Origin of the sequence: Cystobacter fuscus DSM 2262 (assembly GCF_000335475.2) — a bacterium.
Lineage (GTDB): Bacteria > Myxococcota > Myxococcia > Myxococcales > Myxococcaceae > Cystobacter > Cystobacter fuscus.
In genome coordinates, this window is the sequence record NZ_ANAH02000001.1 from 311937 (window position 1) to 334531 (window position 22595).

General features: G+C 70.4%; 12 protein-coding genes. 8 read left to right on the plus strand and 4 right to left on the minus strand.

Annotated elements, in window-relative coordinates; all coding sequences use genetic code 11:
- Positions 1-125: 125 nt before the first annotated feature.
- Together D187_RS01190 and D187_RS01195 are read left to right on the plus strand one after the other, a co-directional pair.
- Positions 126-5447, plus strand: coding sequence for a trifunctional serine/threonine-protein kinase/ATP-binding protein/sensor histidine kinase (locus D187_RS01190; RefSeq protein ID WP_043427703.1), 5322 nt, complete (start codon positions 126-128; stop codon positions 5445-5447).
- Between the two features lie 235 nt (positions 5448-5682).
- Complete coding sequence (locus D187_RS01195; RefSeq protein ID WP_020917711.1) at positions 5683-11007, plus strand: trifunctional serine/threonine-protein kinase/ATP-binding protein/sensor histidine kinase; 5325 nt, start codon at positions 5683-5685, stop codon at positions 11005-11007.
- On the opposite strand, the gene D187_RS01200 is transcribed toward D187_RS01195, so the two are convergent.
- The gene (locus D187_RS01200) at positions 10973-11305 is read right to left on the minus strand and encodes a DUF6881 domain-containing protein (RefSeq protein ID WP_002622083.1); all 333 of its coding nucleotides are present in this window, start codon (positions 11303-11305) and stop codon (positions 10973-10975) included. The two genes, D187_RS01195 and D187_RS01200, sit on opposite strands and share 35 nt — an antisense overlap.
- Before the next feature lie 147 nt (positions 11306-11452).
- Between D187_RS01200 and D187_RS01205 the strand changes: the two genes are divergently transcribed.
- Genes D187_RS01205 through D187_RS01215 form a run of 3 tightly spaced genes read left to right on the plus strand, consistent with a single transcriptional unit; the run spans position 11453 to position 13804 of the window.
- Positions 11453-12379, plus strand: coding sequence for a TraB/GumN family protein (locus D187_RS01205; RefSeq protein WP_002622084.1), 927 nt, complete (start codon positions 11453-11455; stop codon positions 12377-12379).
- 22 nt (positions 12380-12401) lie between these two features.
- On the plus strand, positions 12402-13148 hold the full coding sequence (locus D187_RS01210) for a LytR/AlgR family response regulator transcription factor (RefSeq protein WP_002622085.1): 747 nt from the start codon (positions 12402-12404) through the stop codon (positions 13146-13148).
- Positions 13149-13192: 44 nt separating this feature from the next.
- Positions 13193-13804: an RDD family protein gene (locus D187_RS01215; protein ID WP_002622086.1), complete on the plus strand. Its 612-nt coding sequence runs from the start codon at positions 13193-13195 to the stop codon at positions 13802-13804.
- A 117-nt stretch (positions 13805-13921) separates the two neighbouring features.
- Here the strand turns inward: D187_RS01215 and D187_RS01220 are convergent, their stop codons facing one another.
- From D187_RS01220 to D187_RS01230, 3 genes are all read right to left on the minus strand, one after another.
- Positions 13922-15016, minus strand: coding sequence for a GGDEF domain-containing response regulator (locus tag D187_RS01220; RefSeq protein ID WP_281171741.1), 1095 nt, complete (start codon positions 15014-15016; stop codon positions 13922-13924).
- Positions 15017-15112: 96 nt separating this feature from the next.
- Entirely contained in the window at positions 15113-16600 is a 1488-nt protein-coding gene (locus D187_RS01225) for a glutamate-cysteine ligase family protein (RefSeq protein ID WP_002622088.1), read from the minus strand.
- Between the two features lie 18 nt (positions 16601-16618).
- Positions 16619-18037 (minus strand): FAD/NAD(P)-binding protein, encoded by a 1419-nt coding sequence (locus D187_RS01230; protein WP_002622089.1) that lies wholly within the window; start codon positions 18035-18037, stop codon positions 16619-16621.
- A gap of 207 nt (positions 18038-18244) precedes the next feature.
- Between D187_RS01230 and rlmN the strand changes: the two genes are divergently transcribed.
- The 3 genes from rlmN to D187_RS01245 all read left to right on the plus strand — a co-directional run bounded on the left by rlmN (position 18245) and on the right by D187_RS01245 (position 22585).
- Positions 18245-19333: a dual-specificity RNA methyltransferase RlmN gene (gene rlmN / locus D187_RS01235; protein ID WP_002622090.1), complete on the plus strand. Its 1089-nt coding sequence runs from the start codon at positions 18245-18247 to the stop codon at positions 19331-19333.
- A 145-nt stretch (positions 19334-19478) separates the two neighbouring features.
- The gene (locus D187_RS01240) at positions 19479-20837 is read left to right on the plus strand and encodes a sigma-54-dependent transcriptional regulator (RefSeq protein ID WP_002622092.1); all 1359 of its coding nucleotides are present in this window, start codon (positions 19479-19481) and stop codon (positions 20835-20837) included.
- Between the two features lie 116 nt (positions 20838-20953).
- Positions 20954-22585, plus strand: a complete 1632-nt coding sequence (locus tag D187_RS01245; RefSeq protein ID WP_043427707.1) for a chemotaxis protein CheA — start codon at positions 20954-20956, stop codon at positions 22583-22585.
- Positions 22586-22595: the final 10 nt, after the last annotated feature.

The window sequence follows — 22595 nt, forward strand, 5'->3', positions numbered from 1 at the left end:
CCCAGGAAGCACCTACGAGTGGGAGCGTTTCCACTCGCCGCGCCCCGCCGGGAACGACATACGCTCAGGAGTGCTGGCGCCCTGCTTCACCAAGGAGTGAAGCTCGTCCACGAGGACACCTCTTCATGTTGGACATCCCGGGTTACAGAGTCCTTGGCACGCTCCGCGCGACGAGTTCGAACGTGCTGTTCCACGCGGTGCGCGAGGCCGATGGTGTCCCCGTCATCCTCAAGACGCCCCTGGCCCCCTCCCCCGGCTCCAGCGAGAACGAGCGCTACCGGCGGGAGTTCGCCATCCTGCAGCGGCTGCGGGACGTGCGCGGGGTGGCCAGGCCCTACGCCTACGAGCGGATTCACGAGCGGCCCGTCCTCCTGCTGGAGCGGGTGCAGGGCGAACCCCTGTCCGAGACCACGGGTCAGCCGATGGAGGTCTCCCGGTTCTTGAGTCTGGCCCTCTCGCTGGTCTCCACCCTGGCCGAGGTCCACCTCCGCGACATCATCCACAAGGACATCAAGCCCTCCAACATCCTCCTGGAGCCGTCCGGCGAGGCGCGACTCATCGACTTCGGCGTGGCGACGTTGCAGCGGGTGGAGCACCTGGAGGCGGCCCCCGCGCATCTCATCGAGGGCACGCTGGCGTACATGTCACCCGAGCAGACCGGGCGGATGAACCGCGTGGTGGACTACCGCACGGATTTCTATTCGCTGGGCGTCACCTTCTACGAGCTGCTCACGGGGCGCAGGCCCTTCCAGGCCAAGGACGCGCTCGAGTGGTTTCACGCGCACCTGGCGCAGAAACCCAAGCCGCCCCACGAGCTGAATCCCCAGCTGCCGCCGGCCTTGTCCGCGCTCGTCATGAAGCTGCTGGCCAAGGTGGCCGAGGAGCGCTACCAGAGCGCCGAGGGCTTGAAGGCCGATCTGGAGCGCTGCCGCGAGGCACTCGGCCAGGGCGTGCGGGAAGAGTTCCCCCTGGGGACCCAGGACACGCCCCAACGCTTCCAACTGCCGCAACGGCTCTATGGGCGTGAGGCGCAGGTGGCCTCCCTGCTCGAGGGCTTCGAGCGCGTGACGCGCACGGGCCGGCCGGAGTTGCTGCTGCTCAGTGGTTACTCGGGCATCGGCAAGTCCTCGCTGGTGCACGAGCTGTACAAGCCGGTGGTGCGGCGGCGCGGGCTGTTCCTGAGCGGCAAGTTCGACCAGTTCCAGCGGGACATCCCCTACGCCACCCTGGCCCAGACCCTGCGCGGGCTGGTGCAGCAACTGCTCGCCGGCAGCGAGGAGGAGCTCGCCCGGTGGCGCGAGCAGGTGAACCGGGCGTGGGACGGCCAGGGCCAGGTGCTCGTGGACCTGGTGCCCCAACTGGAAGTGCTCGTGGGCCGGCAGCCCGCGCTCCAGGAGTTGCCCGCCAGCGAAGCGCAGCAGCGCTTCTTCCGGGTGGTGCGCCAGTTCACGGCGGTGTTCTCCACGAAGGAGCACCCGGTGGTGGTGTTCCTGGATGACTTGCAGTGGGCGGATCCCTCCAGTCTGCGGCTGCTCGAGCAGATGCTGTCCCATCCGGAGAGTCCCCCGGTGTTGTGGCTCGGCGCCTACCGGGACAACGAGGTGAGCCCCACCCACCCGCTGATGGCGATGTTGGAGAAGGCGCGCGAGGCGGGCACGCGCCTCACGGACCTCCGGCTGGAGCCGCTGCGCGTGGAGCAGGTGGAGGAGTTGGTGGGCGAGACGCTCCCGGGAGCGGGCGGGGAGGTGGTCTCCCCCCTGGCGGAGCTGGTGTACGAGAAGACGGGGGGCAACCCCTTCTTCCTGCTGCGACTGTTGGTGACGCTCCACCAGGAGGGCCTGCTCGTGCGCCTGCCGAAAGGAGGCTGGCGGTGGGATGCCGAGGGAGTGCGGGCCCGGGACTACTCGGAGAACATCGTCGACTTCCTGGTGGGCAAGCTGCGCCAGTTTCCTCCGGACACCCAGCACCTGCTGCGGCTGGCGGCGTGCGCGGGCACCGTCTTCTCGCTCCAACTGTTGGGCACCCTCTCGGGGCTCCCCGGGGAAGAGGAGGTGGAGCGAGGCCTGGAGCCCGCGCTGCGCGAAGGCATGCTCGGGCGCGTGGGCACGGAGACGTACCGCTTCCTGCATGACCGCATCCAGCAGGCGGCCCACTCGCTCAACTCCGAGGCACAGCGCCAGGAGGCGCACCTGCGCATCGGCCGCCTGCTGCTCCAGGGCTTGTCCCCGGAGCAGGTGCGCGAGTCGCTCTTCGAGGTGGTGAGCCAGCTCAACGCCGGGTTGGCGCTGATGGAGGACCCCACCGAGCGCCACCAGCTCGCGCGACTCAACGCCGAGGCGGGGACCAAGGCCCAGGCCGGGCTCGCGCTGCACCCCGCCCTCACCTACTTCTCGACGGCCTTCGCGCTCATTCCCGGGGACCCCTGGGAGACGGACCCCGCCCTGTCCTTCCAGGTGCGACTGGCCCAGGCGCGCACGCAACTGCTGAGCGGCTCGCCCTCCGAGGCCTGGCGCCAGCTCGAGGAGTTCCGCCCCCGGGCCCGCACCCGCGCGGACACCGTGGCCCTCCACATGCTGACCCAGGACATCCACTTCGCCACGGGTGCGTTCCTGGAGGGCATGAACTCCATCCGGGAGTGCCTGGAGCTGCTGGGCATGCCCGTCCCGTGGCAACCCACCTGGGAGGAGGCCGTGGCCGCCCATGAGGAAGCGTGGGCCCTGTTGGGGCAGCGGCCCATCGAGAGCCTCCTCGAGCTGCCCCTCATGACCGACCCGGACATGAAGATGGCCGTCGTCGCCCTCTTCAAGCTCTTCCCCGGCGCCTACTCCTCCGACCCAAACCTGCTCATCATCATCCTGAGCCGGATGGTCTCCCTCACCCTGCGCCACGGCGTCGTGGACGCCGCCGTGCCCGGGTACACCTGGTTCGGCGTCATCACCGGCTCGTTCTTCAAGCGCTACCGGGAAGGCTTTGCCTTCGCACGGCTCGCCCTCGGCTTCGTCGAGCGCTACCACCTGTCCGCCCGCCGGGGGGATGTGCTGCTCGGCATGCAGTTCAGCAGCTACTGGGTCCAGCCCCTCGCCCGAGCGCAGGAACTGCTCATCAACGGCCTGCGGTATACGCTTCAAGTGGGCGACATCGCACCCGCCACCTATTGCAGCGTCTATCTCGTCACCAACCGTCTGGCCATGGGGCACTCCCTGGACGAGGTCTACCAGGAGTCGCTCGTGCGCGACGAGTTCCTGCGCAAGACGGGCTTCGTGGATCCCCAGGAGGCGCTCGTCGTGGCGCAGCGCTACGTGCAACAGCTGCGTGGCCACTCCCTGTCATTCTCCACCCTGAGCGGGGAGGGCTTCGACGAACGGGCCTACGAGGCGCGGATGACGCCCGAGCGACTGGGCGGCTCGCGGTGCCATTACTGGCTCTTCAAGATGCAGTCGCGCTTCATGTGCGGCGCCTACGGGGAAGCCCGCGATGCGGCGGACAAAGCAGCCGGGTTGTTGTGGTCCTGCTTCGGCACGCTCAATTCCCGCGAAGGCCACTTCTACCGCGCCCTGACCCTGGCCGCGTGCTTCGCGGGGGCCTCGCCCGAGCAGCAGCGGGAGTGGATGGAGGCCATCGAGCGGCACCACCAGCAGCTCGCGGAGTGGGCGGAGAATTGCCCGGAGAACTTCCGCGCGCTCGAGCGGCTCGTCTTCGCGGAGCGGGCCCGGCTGCTGGGGCACGCGGAGGAGGCGACACGGGCCTACGAGCAGGCCATCCGCTCGGCCCGGGAGAACGGCGCCATCCAGTACGTGGGGCTGGCCAGTGAGCTCGCGGCGAACTTCTGGCGCACGCGCGAGGCGCCCATCGTCGCCCACGCTTTCGCGCGCGAGGCCCGGGCGGCCTATCAACGGTGGGGAGCGCGGGCCAAGGTCCAGCACCTGGAGTCCCTGTGGCCAGAGCTCGCGCCCACCCACTCCCCCCAGGAAGCGCTGAGCACCAGCAGCACGGACTCCACCCGCATCGACGCGCTCACGGTGGTCAAGGCCCAGCAGGCCGTCTCCGGAGAGATCGAGCTGGAGCGCCTGGTGACGGCACTGATGCGGGCGGCGATGGAGAACGCCGGCGCCCAGAAGGGTGCCCTGCTGCTGCCTGGGGAAAACACGCTCGCGGTGGCGGCCCTCTTCCAGACCTCGCCGGAGGGCGCCCTGGTGGCCTCGGACGAGGGACACCACCACGAGCTGCCGTGGACGCTCCTCACCTATGTCCGGCGCATGCGCGAACACGTGCTCATCGGCGATGCCTCCCAGCCCCATGCGTTCTCCTCCGATGCGTACCTGGCGCGCGGCGGAGCCCGCTCGGTGCTGTGCCTGCCCCTGATGCGGCAGGAGCACTTCTCCGGGGCCCTGTACCTGGAGAACGACCTGGCCACCAACGCCTTCAGCCCGGCACGCCTGGCGCTGCTGGGACACCTCGCGTCGCAGGCGGCCATCTCCATCGAGAACGCGCGACTGTACGCGGACGTGCAGCGCGCCCGGACGGAGCTGCGCCGGGCCAATGACGAGCTGGAGCGGCGGGTGGAAGAGCGCACGCGCGAGCTCTCGCGAGCCCAGGCGCGCCTGGTGGACACCGCACGCGAGGTGGGCATGGCGGAGGTGGCCTCCAACGTGCTGCACAACGTGGGCAACGTGCTCACCAGTGCCGTCGTCAACATGGAGGTGATGAGCAAGACCGCGGGCGCCCTGCGCGTGGGCCGGGTGAGGCAGGCCGGCGCCCTGCTGCTGGAGCACCGGGAGTCCCTGGCGGACTTCCTGACGAAGGATCCGCGGGGCGGCCAGATGCCGGAATACCTGGTGGCGCTCGGCGACGAGATGATGCGCGAGCAGACGCGCCTGATGGAGGACATGGCGGCGATGAACCGGCACATCGAGCACATCCGCGCCATCGTCCAGGTGCAGCAGACGTATGCGCGCAACTCGCTGATGACGGAGGAGTGCGAGCTGTCCCAGCTCATCGACGACGCGCTGCGCATCCAGCTGGCGTCCCTACGGCGTCACGGCGTCACCGTCCATCGGGAAGTGTCGGAGCTGCCCCGGGTGAAGGTGGACAAGCACAAGGTGCTGCAGATCCTCATCAACCTGCTGAGCAACGCCGAACACGCGCTGGACGGAGTGCCCGAGGGCCGGCGCGACCTCTGGGTGAGACTGGTGGCCGAGGGAGGCGTGGCGCGCATCCAGGTGGCGGACAGCGGCGTGGGCATCGCGCCGGAGCTGATGGACAGCCTGTTCACCCACGGCTTCACCACGCGCAAGGACGGCCACGGCTTCGGGCTGCACTCGAGCGCGCTGGCGGCACAGATGCTCAAGGGCCGCCTCCTCCTGGAGAGCGCGGGTCCCGGCCAGGGCGCCGTGGCCACGCTGGAGCTTCCGCTCACCTCCGACGGGAGTCCCCGCGCGTCGTCGTGAGCAGAGTGGCCTTCCAATCCGAGGGCCCGCCCAGCGGCCCCGCCAGTCCACCCGCGCGGCATACGCTCATGCGGTCCCATCATCCCAAGCCGTGCCCAGTACCACGACGAGCATGCGCCCGAGAAGCACCCGCGAGGGTGCACTTCCACTCGCCGTGCCCCGCCTGGAACGGCATACGCTCGGGAGTGCTGGCGCCATGCGTCCCCGAGGAGCTGGCCCAAGAGGACACGTCTTCATGTTGGACATCCCAGGTTACAAGGTCCTAGGTACCCTCCTGGCCAAGGGCTCGAACGTGCTGTTCCACGCGGTGCGCGAGGCCGATGGTGTCCCCGTCATCCTCAAGACGCCCCTGGCCCCCTCCCCCGGCGCCAGCGAGAACGAGCGCTACCGGCGGGAGTTCGCCATCCTGCAGCGGCTGCGGGACGTACGTGGGGTGACCAGGCCCTACGCCTACGAGCGGATTCACGAGCGGCCGGTGCTCCTGCTGGAGCGGATACAGGGCGAGCCCCTGTCCGAGGCCACGGGCCAGCCGATGGAGGTCTCCCGGTTCTTGAGTCTGGCCCTCTCGCTGGTCTCCACCCTGGCCGAGGTCCACCTCCGCGACATCATCCACAAGGACATCAAGCCCTCCAACATCATCCTGGAGCCATCCGGCGAGGCGCGACTCATCGACTTCGGTGTCGCGACGTTGCAGCGGGTGGAGCACCTGGAGGCGGCCCCCGCGCATCTCATCGAGGGCACGCTGGCGTACATGTCGCCCGAGCAGACCGGGCGGATGAACCGCGTGGTGGACCACCGCACGGACTTCTACTCGCTGGGTGTCACCTTCTACGAGCTGCTCACGGGGCGCAGGCCCTTTCAAGCCAGGGACGCGCTCGAGTGGTTTCATGCGCACCTGACGCAGCGCCCGAAGCCGCCCCACGAGCTGAATCCCCAGGTGCCGCCCGCCTTGTCCGCGCTCGTCATGAAGCTGCTGGCCAAGGTAGCCGAGGAGCGATACCAGAGCGCCGAGGGCTTGAAGGCCGATCTGGAGCGCTGCCACGAGGCACTCGGCCAGGGCGTGCGGGAGGTGTTCCCCCTGGGGACCCAGGACACGCCCCAACGCTTCCAACTGCCGCAACGGCTCTATGGGCGTGAGGCGCAGGTGGCGGCCCTGCTCGAGGGCTTCGAGCGCGTGACGCGCACGGGCCGGCCGGAGTTGCTGCTGCTCAGTGGTTACTCGGGCATCGGCAAGTCCTCGCTGGTGCACGAGCTGTACAAGCCGGTGGTGCGGCGGCGCGGGTTCTTCCTGAACGGCAAGTTCGACCAGTTCCAACGGGACATCCCCTACGCCACCCTGGCCCAGACCCTGCGCGGGCTGGTGCAGCAACTGCTCGCCGGCAGCGAAGAGGAACTCGCCCGGTGGCGCGAGCAGGTGAACCGGGCGTGGGACGGCGAGGGACAGGTGCTCGTGGACCTGGTGCCCCAACTGGAAGTCCTCGTGGGTCCACAGCCCGCGCTCCAGGAGTTGCCCGCCAGCGAGGCGCAGCAGCGCCTCTTCCGGGTGGTGCGCCAGTTCACGGCGGTGTTCTCCACGAAGGAGCACCCGGTGGTGGTGTTCCTGGATGACCTGCAGTGGGCGGACTCCGCCAGCCTGTGGCCGCTCGAGCAGATGCTGTGCCAACCGGAGACTCCCCCCGTGTTGTGGCTCGGCGCCTACCGGGACAACGAGGTGGGCCCTTCGCACCCGCTGATGACGATGTTGGAGAAGGCGCGCGAGGCGGGCACGCGCCTCACGGACCTCCGGCTGGAGCCGCTGCGCGTGGAGCAGGTGGAGGAGTTGGTGGGCGAGACGCTCCCAGGAGCGGGCCAGGAGGTGGTTTCTCCCCTCGCGGTGCTGGTGCACGAGAAGACGGGAGGCAACCCCTTCTTCCTGCGGCAACTGCTGGTGACACTCCATCAGGATGGCCTGCTCGTGCGCCTGCCGAAAGGAGGCTGGCGGTGGGATGCCGAGGGAGTACGGGCCCGGGACTACTCGGAGAACATCGTCGACTTCATGGTGGGCAGGCTGCGCCAGTTCCTCCCGGGCACGCAGCACCTGCTGCAACTGGCGGCGTGCGCGGGCGCCGTCTTCTCGCTCCAGATGTTGGGCACCCTCGCGGGACTGTCCGAGGTGGAGCAGGTGGAGCAGGGCCTGGAGCCCGCGCTGCGCGAAGGCCTGCTGGGGCGCGTGGGTCCGGAGACGTACCGATTCCTGCACGACCGCATCCAGCAGGCGGCCCATTCGCTCAGCTCCGAGGAGAAGCGCCAGCAGGTGCACCTGCGCATCGGCCGGCTGCTGCTCCAGAGCCTGTCGCCGGAGCAGGTGCGCGAGTCGCTCTTCGAGGTGGTGAGCCAGCTCAACGCCGGGTTGGCGCTCATGGAGGATCCCACCGAGCGCCACCAGCTCGCGCGGCTCAACGCCGAGGCGGGCAGGAAGGCCCAGGCCGCGCTCGCGCTGCGCCCCGCCCTCACCTACTTCTGGACGGCCTTCGCGCTCATTCCCGGGGACCCCTGGGAGACGGACCCCGCCCTGTCCTTCCAGGTGCGACTCGCCCAGGCGCGCACGGAGCTCATGAGCGGCGACCCCTTCGTGGCACAACGTCTCGCCGAGTCACTCCTCCCCCGGTCACGCTCCCGCGCGGACACCGTGGCCGTCCACGTGCTGCTCATGGATGTCCACCTGGGCACGGGAAAGTTCCGGGAGGGCATGAACTCCATGCTGGAGTGCCTGGCGCGGCTGGGCATGCCCGTCTCGCCGAACCCCACCCGGGAGGAGGCCGTGGCCGCCCACGAGGAGGTGTGGACCCTGCTGGGGCAGCGCCCCATCGAGAGCCTCCTCGAGTTGCCCCTCATGACCAACCCGGACATGAAGATGGCCGTCGTCGCCCTCTTCAAGCTCTTCCCCGGCGCCTACTCCTCCAGCAACCCCCACCTGCTCGTCATCATCCTGAGCCAGATGGTCTCCCTGACCCTGCGCCACGGCTTCGTGGACGGCGCCGTGTCCGGGTACGCCTGGTTCGGCGTCATCACCGGCTCGTTCTTCAAGCGCTACCGGGAAGGCCATGCCTTCGCACGGCTCGCCCTCGGCTTCGTCGAGCGCTACCACCTGTCCGCCCGCCGGGGTGGCGTGCTGCTCGGCATGCAGTTCAGCAGCTACTGGGTCCAACCCCTCGCCCGAGCGCAGGAACTGCTCCTCAACGGCCTGCGGCATGCGCTTCAAGTGGGCGACATCGCGCCCGCCTGCTACTGCAGCGTCTATCTCTTCGCCAATCGCCTGGCCATGGGGCACTCCCTGGACGAGGTCTACCAGGAGTCGCTCGTACGCGCCGAGTACCTGGGCAAGACGGGCTTCGTGGATCCCCAGGACTGGCTCCTGGTGATTCAGCGCTACGTGCAACAGCTGCGCGGCCACTCCCTGTCATTCTCCACCCTGGATGGAGAGGGCTTCGATGAACGGGCCTACGAAGCGCGGATGAAGCCCGAGCGCACGGGCGGCGCGCAGTGCAACTATTGGGTCACCAAGATGCAGTCGCGCTTCATGTGCGGCGCCTACGGGGAAGCCCGAGAAGCGGCGGACAAAGCAGCCGGGTTGTTGTGGGCCAGCCCTGGCCACCTCAATGCCCGCGAAGGCCACCTCTACCGCGCCCTGACCCTGGCCGCGTGCTTCGCGGGGGCCTCGCCCGAGCAGCAGCGGGAGTGGATGGAGGCCATCGAGCGGCACCACCAGCAGCTCGCGGAGTGGGCGGAGAATTGCCCGGAGAACTTCCGCGCGCTCGAGCGGCTCGTCTTCGCGGAGCGGGCCCGGCTCCTGGGGCACGCGGAGGAGGCGACACGGGCCTACGAGCAGGCCATCCGCTCGGCCCGGGAGAACGGCGCCATCCAGTACGTGGGGCTGGCCAGTGAGCTCGCGGCGAACTTCTGGCGCACGCGCGAGGCGCCCATCGTCGCCCACGCCTTCGCGCGCGAGGCCCGGGCGGCCTATCAACGGTGGGGAGCGCGGGCCAAGGTCCAGCACCTGGAGTCCCTGTGGCCAGAGCTCGCGCCCACCCACTCCCCCCAGGAAGCGCTGAGCACCAGCAGCACGGACTCCACCCGCATCGACGCGCTCACGGTGGTCAAGGCCCAGCAGGCCGTCTCCGGAGAGATCGAGCTGGAGCGCCTGGTGACGGCGCTGATACGGGCGGCGATGGAGAACGCCGGCGCCCAGAAGGGTGCCCTGCTGCTGCCTGGGGAAAACACGCTCGCGGTGGCGGCCCTCTTCCAGACCTCGCCGGAGGGCGCCCTGGTGGCCTTGGACGAGGGACACCACCACGAGCTGCCGTGGACCCTCCTGGCCTATGTCCGGCGCACGCGCGAACACGTGCTCATCGGCGATGCCTCCCAGCCCCATGCGTTCTCCTCCGATGCGTACCTGGCGCGCGGCGGAGCCCGCTCGGTGTTGTGCCTGCCCCTGCTGCGGCGGGAGCACTTCTCCGGGGCCCTGTACCTGGAGAACGACCTGGCCACCAACGCCTTCAGCCCGGCACGCCTGGCGCTGCTGGGACACCTCGCGTCGCAGGCGGCCATCTCCATCGAGAACGCGCGACTGTACGCGGACGTGCAGCGCGCCCGGACGGAGCTGCGCCGGGCCAATGACGAGCTGGAGCGGCGGGTGGAGGAGCGCACGCGCGAGCTCAAGCAAGCCCAGGCGCGCCTGGTGGACACCGCGCGCGAGGTGGGTATGGCGGAGGTGGCCTCCAACGTGCTGCACAACGTGGGCAACGTGCTCACCAGTGCCGTCGTCGACCTGGAGATGATGAGCAAGACCGCGGGCGCCCTGCGCGTGGGCCGGGTGAGGCAGGCCGGCGCCCTGCTGCTGGAGCACCGGGAGTCCCTGGCGGACTTCCTGACGAAGGATCCGCGGGGCGGCCAGATGCCGGAATACCTGGTGGCGCTCGGCGACGAGATGATGCGCGAGCAGACGCGCCTGATGGAGGACATGGCGGCGATGAACCGGCACATCGAGCACATCCGCGCCATCGTCCAGGTGCAGCAGACGTATGCGCGCAACTCACTGATGCGGGAGGAGTGCGAGCTGTCCCAGCTCGTCGACGACGCGCTGCGCATCCAACTGGAGTCCTTGCGGCGTCACGGCATCACCGTCCATCGGGAGCTGTCGCGGGTGCCCCCGGTGAACGTGGACAAGCACAAGGTGTTGCAGATCCTCATCAACCTGCTGAGCAACGCCAAACACGCGCTGGACGGAGTGCCCGAGCGCCAGCGCGACCTCTGGGTGAGGCTGGAGGCCGAAGGCAACGTGGCGCGCATCCAGGTGACGGACAGCGGCGTGGGCATCGCGCCGGAGCTGATGGACAGCCTGTTCATCCACGGCTTCACCACGCGCAAGGACGGCCACGGCTTCGGGCTGCACTCGAGCGCACTGGCGGCGCGGATGCTCGAGGGCCGCCTCACCCTGGAGAGCGAGGGCCCCGGCCAGGGCGCCGTGGCCACGCTGGAACTTCCGCTCACCCCCGAAGGAAGTTCCCGCGCGTCGTCGTGAGCAGCGCGGCCTTCCAGTAAGCGCCCCCCGCCCGGCGCTGCTCCCAGAGCCGCTCGAACTCCGCCCGGGTGATTTCCAGGGGCGCCGACTCCGTCTCGGCGGCGATCTCCTCCAGGCCGGGCATCGGCACCAGGGCCAGCTCCGCGTCGCGCTCCTCGTGCGCATCCGCGAAGCCCACCCGCCCATCCCGGTAGACATCGATCTTCCGCTGCTCCCACCCCCCACCGTCGTACTCGCCAAGACGCAGGACCGGATACTCCGGATCCGAATGAACCCACCGCACCGCGAAGTACTTCATCGGGGCCTCCCTGGTTGGAGAATGTCCGTGCACCTAGCAAAACACGAATTTCCGTGGAGGCAAGCCCGATAACGGCGTGAAGCGTCCCCCGCCCGACGGGAGCACACTCCACCCCCCCCATGGGGCATGGCAGGCTCGCGCCCACTCATGCGACCCCTCCGATTCCCGCTGCTGCTCGTCGCCCTGCTCGCCACCGCTTGCGCCACGACCTCCGCGCAAGCCCCCGCCGCCGTGGCCCAGCCCCCCGCCTTCCTCTGGGAGGTGACGCGGCCGGGCGCTCCGGACAAGCCGCTCTACCTCACCGGCTCCATCCACCTGGGCCTGCCGGGCCAGTTCACCTTCCCACCCTCCCTGGAGGCCGCGCTCGCGCGCTCCCAGGCGCTGGTGGTGGAGCTGGATCCGGACAAGGCCCAAGCCAACGCGAAGGAGACCCAGAAGCTGGTGCTGCGCCTGGGCACCTATGCCCCTCCGGATGGACTCCAGGCGCACCTGAGCGAGGAGACCCGGAGCCGCCTGCCCGAGCTGCTCGCGAAGGTGGGACTGCCCCCCGCGGCCGTCGAGCGCATGCGGCCCTGGTTGCTCTACATCACCCTCTCCGTGCTGGAGCTGCAACGGGCGGGCTACTCGGAGGCGGGGGGAATCGATCGGCTGTTGCTGGCGAAGGCCCGCGACACCAAGCGCATCGTGGAGCTGGAGACGATGGAAGGGCAGCTGGGCATGCTCGCGAGCCTGCCGGATCCGGTGCAGGAGCTCATGCTGCGCGAGATGATCGAGCAGTCGCCCCTGACGGCGGTCAACATGGCGCGGATGAGCACCGCGTGGGAGGGAGGCAATCCCAGCGCCCTCGCGGACCTGCTCTTCACCCAGGCGAAGGAGCCCGCCTTCCAGCCCTTCTACGAGGCCCTCTTCTACACCCGCAACCGGCGGATGGCCGACAAGCTGGCCGGGCTGGTCGACGCGCCGGAGACGCACTTCGTGGTGGTGGGCGCCGGGCACCTGGTGGGGCCGGAGGGACTGCTCGCCCTGCTCGAGCGCGCGGGCTTCCAGGTGCGCCAGCTTCCCCGCGAGCCCTGAGCGTGGCCTACACTGCGCGTCCGTGAGCCCTCCCCTGCGTATCCTCATCGCGGATGACGAGCTGGTCGCGCGCAAGCGCCTCGCGCGCCTGCTGGCGGCCCTGCCCGGCACCACCGTGTGCGGCGAGGTCTGCGACGCGCAGGCCGTGCTCGACACGGTGCGCGCCGGGGGCGTGGACGTGGTGCTGCTCGACATCCACATGCCCGGGCTCAGTGGCCTGGACGCGCTCGCCCTGCTTCCCGAGGGCGGCCCCCAGGTCATCCTCATCACCGCCCACCCCGGCCACGCCGTGGAGGCCTTCGAGCACGGCGCCGTGGACTACGTGCTCAAGCCCGTGGAGGCCTCGCGCCTGCAGAAGGCCCTGGACCGCGCGCGCGCCCGCTTCGCGCCTCCCCCCCAGGAGCCCGTCCGCCTGGATCGGCTGCCCATCCCCACCCGCCAGGGCATCGTCCTGGTGGCGCCGGAGAGCATCTCCCACGCCACGCTCGAGGACGAGCTCGTCACCATCTTCACCCTCCAGGGCGACTACCTCACCGACTTCAGCCTGCAGGAGCTGGCGGACCGGCTGCCCACCGAGGGCTTCTACCGGGTGCACCGCCGCGCCCTGCTCAACCTCGCCCAGGTCACGCGCCTGGAGCCCCTGGAGACGGGGGGCTACCTGGCGCGCACGGCCCGCGGCCACACGGTGGAGGTGAGCCGCCAGTCCGCCCGCGAGCTGCGTCGGCGGCTCGGCCTGCGGCGCGGCGGCGAGGAGGAGCCCGGGGGGTAAGCCCTTGAGCGGGGTGCCGCCGCGCTGCGAACATGCAAGCACCCATGTCCGAACCCGAGATCTCCGCGCCCCAGCGCCCAGGCGCCTTCTGTGCCCTGCATGCCGAGCAGCGCGCCGTCACCCTGTGCAACCGGTGCGGCAACTACGCGTGCGAGCAGTGCTTCCAGGTCGCGCACGACCGGCAGGACTACTGCACGACGTGTCTGCCGCTCATCCGGCCCCCGCTCGCCGACCGCGGTGCCCGCTTCGTCGCGGTCCTCGTGGATCAGCTCGCCCTGGTGGCGCCGATTCTCGCGTGCTCGTTCCTCGGCATCCTGCTGTCGGGCGGCGGAGTCGAGAGCTCCCTGCTCGTGATCGGCTTGGGGCTGCTGGGCTCCCTGGGCGTCGCGGGCTACCAGCTCTACCTGCTCGCCACCGTGGGGCAGAGCCTGGGCAAGCGCATGATGCACATCAAGGTGGTGCGCACCGATGGCGGTCCCGTGGACCTCGCCCGGCTCATCTTCCTGCGCAACGTGGTGCCGGCGCTCATCGGCATGTGCACCTGGAACGTCTTCAGCCTCGTCGACACGCTCTGCATCTTCACCGAGCAGCGCCGCTGCCTTCACGACCACATCGCGGACACCCAGGTGGTCGTCGTGAACAATACCGACGACTGAAACGGGCACCTTCATCATCCGGGGCTCCCGGGAGAAGGGGGCGGGAGCGCGAGCCCGCCCTCCCCGGGTGACCACCGTGCTCCCCCCGGCCGTATCGACGGCCGGGCGGAGCGGCCCTCAGCCCTGGTTGGCGATGACCACCCGGTTGGGGCCCACCAGCTTGGAGGCGCGCAGGGCCTTCTCCGCGAAGGAGATGAGATCCTGCTCGGAGCGGGCTGGATCCGGGAAGACGGAGATGGCGGCGCTCACCGTCACCTCGCCCTGTCCGCCGCCCGTGCCCTCCGGGAAGTCGAGCTCCTCCACCGCCTTGCGCAGCTTCTCCGCGTAGGTGCGTGCCCGCTCCACGTCCGCGTTGCACAGCACCACGCCGAACACGTCCCAGTCGTAGCGGGCGGCGATCTCCGAGGAGTTGTCGCTGCGCGCGTGGGTGACGGGATCCTCCATCAGCTCCGTCACCAACTGGGCCACGCGGCGCAGCAGCTTGTCGCCCTCGGCGTAGCCGCGCGAGAGGTTGAAGCGCCGGAAGCCGTCGATGTCGACGAGCACCAGCATCAACTTCTGCTCGCGGCGCCGCGCGCTCAACAGACCCGCGCTCAGCGCCTCCTGGAAGTAGCGGTGGTTGTAGAGGCCCGTGAGGCCATCGCGGAAGGCGAGCCGCTCGCTCTCCGGGATGAGCGGCTGGTTGCCGCCGCCCTTGGCATCCGGCGCGCGCGGCTCCACCGTCTTGATGCGGGTGCTCGAGGGGGGCGAACGCCCCGCCGCCGGCTTGGCCGGACGCAGCCCGAGCTGCTCCTTGAGCTCCTGCACCATCTTGTCGCGGATGGCCACCAGCGCGGCGTTGTGCACCGCCTGGCCCACGGTGTTCTTCAGTTCCTGCTCGGTGAAGGGCTTGGTGAGGAAGTGATTCACCCGCGCTTCATTGATGGCCTTCTGGGCGTCCTCCAGCTTCTGGGATGCCGTCACCAGGATGCGCGCGGCATGGGGTTGGAGCTCGGAGACCCGCTTGAGGAGGTCCACTCCCATCAAGCCGTCCCCAAGGTTTTGATCCGATACGACCGCGTGCAGTTGCTCCCGCTGAAGCACTTCGAGTGCTTCTTCAGCGGACCTGGCGAGGAAGACCGTGAAGTCCTTGCTCAGGTAGTACTGCATCAGGGCCAGCATGGTTCGATTGTCCTCGACGACGAGGACCTTCGCGGCAACAGGCTCACTCACCAGGGCAGACCAACGAAACGAGGGGCATGCAAGAGGGTTGGAGCGTCGCAAAGGTCAGGCCCTCGTCGCAAGCGCGGAAGCACTCCCCACCGCTTTTCACGCTCCCGGCCACTCGTGGACCGGCCTGCCGGACGCCGCATGGGTCAAATATCGCTCCAGCAAGGCCCCCAGGGCATCGGGTCGGGGCATGTGTGCTTCCAGGTAGGCCAACATCTTCCGTTGCCAGCGTGCCCCCGTGCACCCGGCGCCCACCCGGGCCTGGATGATGCCCAGGAGCGCGTCGGCCTCGTCCGGGTCCACGCCCGCGCCCACCAGCCCCTCCCGGGCCACGGGCAGCAGCCGCCGCACCAGGTCCGGAGCGGGCAGGGCCCGGGGAGCGTGGCCGGGACGCTCGGGCCACAGGAGCACCGCGTCCAGGCCGTGGCGCGCGGCGCGCAGGAAGTTGTCCTGGGCGTAGGCGAAGGGCATGGAGGGCAAGAGCCGCTCCACCTCGCCGCCCAGTCCCAGCGTGAGGCCCAGGAGCAGAGCCCCGTTGGCCAGCATGTCCTCCACCGTGGGGCCCGCGGGCAGCGCGCGCATCTCGATGCGCAGGTGGCCCCCATCGGCGGGGTCGTAGATGGCGCGGTTCCAGTTCCACACCGTACCCTGGTGCAGGCGCAGCTCCTCGAGCCGCGGCAGGCCGTCCTCGGTCAGGTGCTCCCGGGGGGACGCCGGCGCCAGCACCGGCAGCAGCGGCGGGTGCAGCGCCACCGACTCGGCGAACAGCTCCCACGCGCCCTCGCGCGCCCAGCCGTGGCCGAAGCTGACGCGTCCGGGCCGGGGCGCCTCGCCAGAGCCCTCGCCCCGGTCATCCACCGCCTGGCGGAAGAGCGCCACGCGCGTCTCGTCCCACAGCCGCCGGCCCAGGAGGAAGGGCGAGTTGCCGCTCACCGCCAGCACCGGCGCCGTGGCGAGCTGGCACGCGTTGTACAAGCGCGCGAAGTCCGCCGGGAGCACCCTCAAGTGGTACTGCAACGAGGTGTTGGCCCCCTCGAGCGTCACGTCGTCCCACTCCAGGGAGAGCGGATCCTCCCCCTGGATGACCACGCGGAAGGGCGCCTCGCCCCGGCTGCGGCGGATGGAGGTGGACATGGCGCGGTAGCGCGGCATCGCCGTGAGCGAGCCCGGCCGCAGGTCCGCCTCGCGCAGCGTGGGGAGGATGCCCATCACCGCCACGCGCGCCCCCTGCGTGGCCGCCGCGCGCGCCACCTCCGCCAGCGCGCTCTCGAACTCCGCGCGCATCGCCGAGAAGGGACGTCCCGCCAGGGGCCCCGGCCGCAGGTTGCACTCGATGTTGAAGCGGTTGAGCTCCACCGTCACCCGCGGATCCTTCGTCTGACCCAGCACCTGCCGGTTCACCGGAAGGGGCCGTCCGTGGGCGTCCACGAGGAACATCTCCAGCTCGGCGCCGAGTGACGGCGCGCCCTCACCGAAGCCCGGCCGCGCCATCAGGGCGCGCAACACCTCGAGGCTCTCGGTGAGTCGTTCGCCGAAGGCCTCGTATTCCTGGGTCTCGAACTTCTCGCAGTCGATTTGAAGGCCCATGGGAAAGAAGAAGTCTCCTCACGACAAGGGATGGACATCACGGGAAGCGAACGCATCCGGGCGCGCGGCGAGCTCGCGCCGCAGCCGCCAGGCCAGCGCGGCGGCCTGGTCGCGGATCTCCGGCACCGCCGTGCTCTCCCACAGCTCGCCCCGGCGCAGCGGCCCGAGGGTGAAGAGCACCGCGGAGGGCTGGCCCTGGCCGTCGAGCAGCGCGCCTCCCTCGTCCGTGGAGAGCCCGAGCCCCAGGGCATCGCGCCGGGCCAGGCCGGACTCCAGCAGCGAGCGCAGCAGGGGCTGGCCCCGGGAGAAGGAGCAGTCGGGGCCGGTGCAGTTGATGACGTGCTGGACGCGGAAGGTGGCCTCGAACACCACCCCGCGAGGCCGCGCGCGGGCCTCCACCCAGCCCTCCTCCAACATCTGGAAGCCACGCAAGCGCCCCGCGTGGACGTGCAGCACCCCGGCACGCCGCAGCTGCGCGAGGGTGTCCGCCACCGAGGCGGCCATGCGGTGACGGTGCACGTCCCACAGGGTCCTCAGGTGACGCAGGAAGCGGCGCTGGGCCGGCACGGGCAGGCCGCGCCAGAGCGAGGCCGTCACCGGCCGCAACCCATCCACCACGCACCGCCAGTCACTCCCCTCGGGCAAGCCCTCGATTTCGCGGCGCAGCTCGTGGAAGAGCGCTCGCGTGCTGCGCGGCTCGGAGAAGCGCGGCGGCGGACTTGGCTGGACGCCGGGACGGTGGACCTGGGGCAGCAGGCCATGCCGGGACAGGGCGTGGATGCGGCCCTCGTGGTTGCGCTCGGCCAACGAGAGCACCGTGTCCACCATCGTCAGGCCCGTGCCCACGAGCAACACCGAGTGGTGCGGCTCGATGTGCTCCAGGGCTCTCGGGGCCCAGGGCGAGCGCACGTAGTTCACGCTCTCGAAGAGGCCGCCCCCGTCCACGGGCAGGTCGGCGGGCGAGGCATTGCCCAGGGCCAGCACCACCGCGCGCGCCTCGAGCGACGGGCCCTGGGCGAGCGACACCCGGACGACGCCATCCTCCTCGGAGAGCGCCGAGACCTCGCCCCGGATCAACTCCAACACGACGCCCGGCGCCGCGGCGCGCCGGCTCTCCCGGAGGAGCGCCTCGAGGTACTGGCCATAGCGCTGGCGGGCAACGAAGTCACCCGGGTCCGTGTCGGGTTCCACCCGGCGCATCCAGCGCAGGAAGTGCTCGGGGTCATCCGGAAAGGCGCTCATCCGCCCCACCGGGACATTGAGAAGATGACTCGAATGGGAGGTGGAGTAGGCCAGCCCCGGTCCCGTGCGGGCCTCCCGCTCCACCAGCGCCACCCGCAACGGGCCGGGTGCGTTTCGCAGGAGCTGGGTCACCAGCAACGTCCCACTCGCACCGCCCCCCACCACCAGGACGTCCCACCGCCGCTCGATTTTCACCGTGGAAATTTAAGTCCCCACGGAAGGTCTCACAGCCCCCCAGGGCACCCGTGCCAGGGCAGGCTTCCGATCGACAACAAAACGCGCCCCGGCGCCCGGCTCCGTCCTCTGGTGGACCCAGGGCCCGGACCGGAGGAACGGCGCCCGCCCGCTCGTCTGTCCCCTCCACCCCTTCGTCCAGGGCCGGGGTGTGTTATCCGTCCGACGATGGATGCCTCCCCCGCCCTTCCCCTGGTCAACCTGTACGACCTGCCCCGCGCCGCCCTGGGCGAGCTGCTGGGTCGCTGGGGCTACAGCGCCCACTACCGGGATCTGCTCTGGACGGCGCTCTACCGGCAGCAGGTGGAGTCCTTCGACGCCCTCACCGGGCTGAAGCCGGAGCTGGTGGCGACGCTGCGCGAGCGCACGCTCCTGGAGCGGCCCACCACCCACCATGAGGTGTTCAGCTCGGACGGCTACACCCGGAAGCTGCTCTTGCGGCTGCGCGACGGGCAGACGGTGGAGACGGTGCTCATGCGGTTCAAGGGCCGGGCCACGGTGTGCCTGAGCACCCAGGCGGGGTGCGCCATGGGGTGCGTGTTCTGCGCCACCGGGCAGATGGGCTTCGTGCGCCACCTGTCGCCCGGGGAGATCATCGGCCAGGTGCTGCACGTCACGCGGCTGTTGCGCGAGACGAACGAGTCCCTGCGCAACGTGGTGCTCATGGGCATGGGCGAGCCCCTGCACAACTACGAGGGCACGCTCGCGGCGGTGGACATCCTGGTGGACGCGCTGGGGCTGGCGCTCGGGCCGCGCTTCATCACCCTGAGCACCGTGGGCGTGGTGCCCGGCATCCGCCGGCTCGCGGACGAGGACCGGCCGGTGCAGCTCGCGGTGAGCCTGCATGGCGCCACGGACGCGGAGCGGGGCGCGCTGGTGCCCGCGGCGCGCAAGTGGTCGCTCGCCGAGCTGATGGACGCCTGCCGCTACTACACGGACAAGCGCAAACGCCGCATCTTCTATGAGTGGGCCCTCATCTCCGGGCGCAACGACACGCCCGAGCAGGCCCACGCGCTCGGCGCGCTGCTCCAGGGCATGGACGCGCACGTCAACCTCATCCCCCTCAACCCCACGGTGGGCTACGCCGAGCAGCCCAGCGGCCCCGACTCCGTGCGCGCCTTCCAGGACATCCTCGCGGGCTACGGCCTGCCGAGCACCGTGCGCCAGCGCCGCGGCATCGACATCGACGCGGGCTGCGGCCAGCTCAAGGCCGCCGTGGAGCGCACGCGCCCTCCGCGCCAGCCCCTCGCCTCCTGATGCGGGCCCGGCGCGAGGGCCGCGATGCCCGGGCCACCCCGAGTGGCTACATCACAAGCAGCGGCGACCTGAAGGGCCTTCGCACTGCTCGAGCGTCGGGGTGCCACCCTAGCGATCCCTCAGAGGAGGTGAGTGATGAGCCACCATGACGGGTAGGTGTCTGATCGCCGACGCGGACCTGGAACTCCGCTCTGCCCTCCGCCGGTTCATCGAGCCGCGGGGGTGGGAGGCACTGGAAGCGCGCAACGCCCACGAGGCGCGAGAGCTGCTGCGTCGCGCCCGGCCGGACGTGGTGTTGCTCGAGGAGCACCTGCCAGGGAGCCCCTTGTCCGAGATGCTCCCCGAGTGGCGCGCCAGCCATCCCTCCGTCCCCCTGCTGGTGCTCTCCGCCACCCCTTCCATCGACGGCGCCGTCCAGGCCATCAAGCTCGGAGCGGAGCAGTTCGTGCCCAAGCCGGTGGAGCCACCCACTCTGTTGCGTCTGATGGAGCACGCGCTGGAGGCGCAACGCACCCGCGCCCTTCCTCCCCCGGACACGGCCGGCGGGCCCGAGCCGTTCCTGGGCGTCAGCCCGCTCATCCGCCAGTTGGAAGCCACCGTCCGCCGGTTGCTCGACAGCGATCGCGCCCTGCTGCTGCTGGGAGAAACCGGGACGGGCAAGGGCATGCTCGCCTCGTGGATCCACCTGCGCGGGCCCCGGGCGCGCGCGCCCCTGGTGCAGCTCAACTGCGCGGGCCTGGCGCCGCAGCTCCTGGAGACGGAGCTCTTCGGCCACGAGCGCGGTGCCTTCACCAGCGCCGTCCAGCGCAAGCTGGGCCTGCTCGAGGTCGCCCACAAGGGCTCCCTGTTCCTCGACGAGGTGGGCGACATGGATCCGCTCGTCCAACCCAAGCTGCTCAAGGTGCTCGAGGAGCGGCGCTTCCGGCGGCTGGGCGAGGTGGAGGAGCGCACGGTGGACATCCGGCTCATCGCCGCCACCCACCAGAACCTCGTCGAGCGCGTGCGCGCCGGGCGCTTCCGCGGCGATCTCTACTTCCGCATCAGCACCCTGCCCCTGCGCCTGCCCGCGCTGCGCGAGCGCCCCGAGGACATCCCCATCATCGCCCGGAACATGCTCGAGCGGCTCTCCGACGAATTGGGACGTCCCGGGCTCGGGCTGACGGCCGAGGCCGAGGCCGCCCTGTGTGGCTACACCTGGCCCGGCAACCTGCGCGAGTTGCGCAACGTGCTCGAGCGCGCCGCCCTCCTCTCCGCCCACCCCGTGCTGAAAACGGAGGACCTGGACTTCAACGCCGCCCTCGCGGGCATGCGCCCCGACGCGCCCACCGCGTCCCCGCCGGAGTCGGACCTCTCGCTCACCCTGCGGGAAGTCGAGCGCCGCCACATCTCCCGGGTACTCGCCTCGGAGGGAGGGCACGTCGGCCGCGCCGCCCAGCGGCTCGGCATCCCCCGCAGCTCGCTGTACCAGAAGCTCAAGAGCCTGGGCCTCTCGGCCAAAGTCTAGAATCCAGACTCAAGATCTTGGAAACCGAGCCGGGGGCAGCCGCCAGGGCCGAGTAAATTCGAACGATTGTGAACAAAAGAATCCTGGCGCGCGGATTGCTGTTGCATTCGGCCCCCATGACTCCCGAGATGGAGAAGATCCACGGCCTCTTCCTCGCCGAGGCCGAAGAGCAACTCGCCACGCTGGAACAGGGCCTGTTAGCGCTCGAGCGCACGTCTGGTTCGCCACCGCTCGCCTCCCTGCAGTGCACGCTGCACACGTTCAAGGGCGGAGCGGGCGCGGTGGGCCTCACCGCGGCGGTGGAGCTGGCGCACCTGCTGGAGGATCTGCTCACGCTGTTGGAGGCGCGGGCCGTCGTCCTGCACGCCGGGCTGGGCTCGCTGATGTTGCAGGCCGTGGACGTGCTGCGCGAGCAGGTGGGCCTCGAGCCCGCGAGCGAGTCCGCCCAGCGGCTGCCGGCCCTGGAGGTGCGGCGGCTCCTGGAGAGCACGCTCAAGGCCTCCCAGCCCGTCCAGGCGCGCGTGACGGCGCCGGAGCGGCCCGCGTCCCCGGCCGAGCCCACCGCGCACCGGGAGCACACCCTGCGCGTGGGGCTGGGGCGGCTGGACCGGATGTTGGATCTCACCGGGGAGATCGCCATCGCGCGCGGGCGGCTCGCGGAGATGCTCACGCAGGCGCACCGCTACACGCCCCAGCAACTGATGGAGGCCCACCGCGACGGGGACCGGCTCTACCTGGACCTGCAGGAGCTGGTGATGAAGGTGCGGATGGTGCCCATCGGGCGCACCTTCCAGCCCTTCGTCCGCACGGTGCGCGACCTGGGCCTCGCCATGGGCAAGCAGGTGCGCTGCGAGCTGAGCGGCGAGGACGTGGAGGTGGACACGACGATCGCCGAGCTCATCCGCGACCCCCTCACCCACCTGGTGCGCAACGCCATGGACCACGGACTGGAGACGCCCGAGGTGCGCCAGGCGCGCGGCAAGGCGCCCACCGGCACCTTGAGTCTGCGCGCCTTCCACGACGCGGGCACGCTCGTCATCCAGGTGGTGGACGACGGCACGGGCCTGGACCGCGAGCGCATCACCGCGCGAGCCCGGACGCGGGGCCTGCTGGGGCCGGAGGAGACGCCGGATGAGGGCGCGCTGCTGCGGCTCATCCTCGCGCCCGGCTTCTCCACCGCCGAGCGCATCACCGAGCTGTCCGGCCGCGGCGTGGGCATGGACGTGGTGAAGCGCAACGTGGAGTCGCTCCGGGGCACCGTGTCCGTGGACAGCCTCCCGGGCCAGGGCACCACCTTCAGTCTGCGCCTGCCGCTCACCCTCTCCATCATCGAGGGCTTCAACGTCGCGGTGGGGGGCGAGACCTACGTCATCCCCCTGCAGAACGTGCTGGAGTGCGTGGAGCTGCCCGCGGCGGAGAGCCGCCCGGGCAGTACCGGCGTCTTCCACCTGCGCGGCTCACCCCTGCCCTTCCTCCGCCTGCGCGAGCACTTCGCCCTGGGAGGCAGCACGCCCGCCCGGGAGAATCTCGTCATCATCAGCCACGAGCGCGGCCTCGCCGGCCTCGCCGTGGACACCCTGCTCGGCCAGGGCCAGACGGTCATCAAACCCCTGGGCAGGTTCTGCCAGGGACTGCCCGGACTCTCGGGCTCCACCCTGCTCGGGGACGGCAGGGTCGCCCTCATCCTCGACGTCCCCGCGCTCCTTCAGCAGGCGCTCCAGGCGGCCTCTCCCGCCGCCCTCGCCTGAGTGTTTCCCC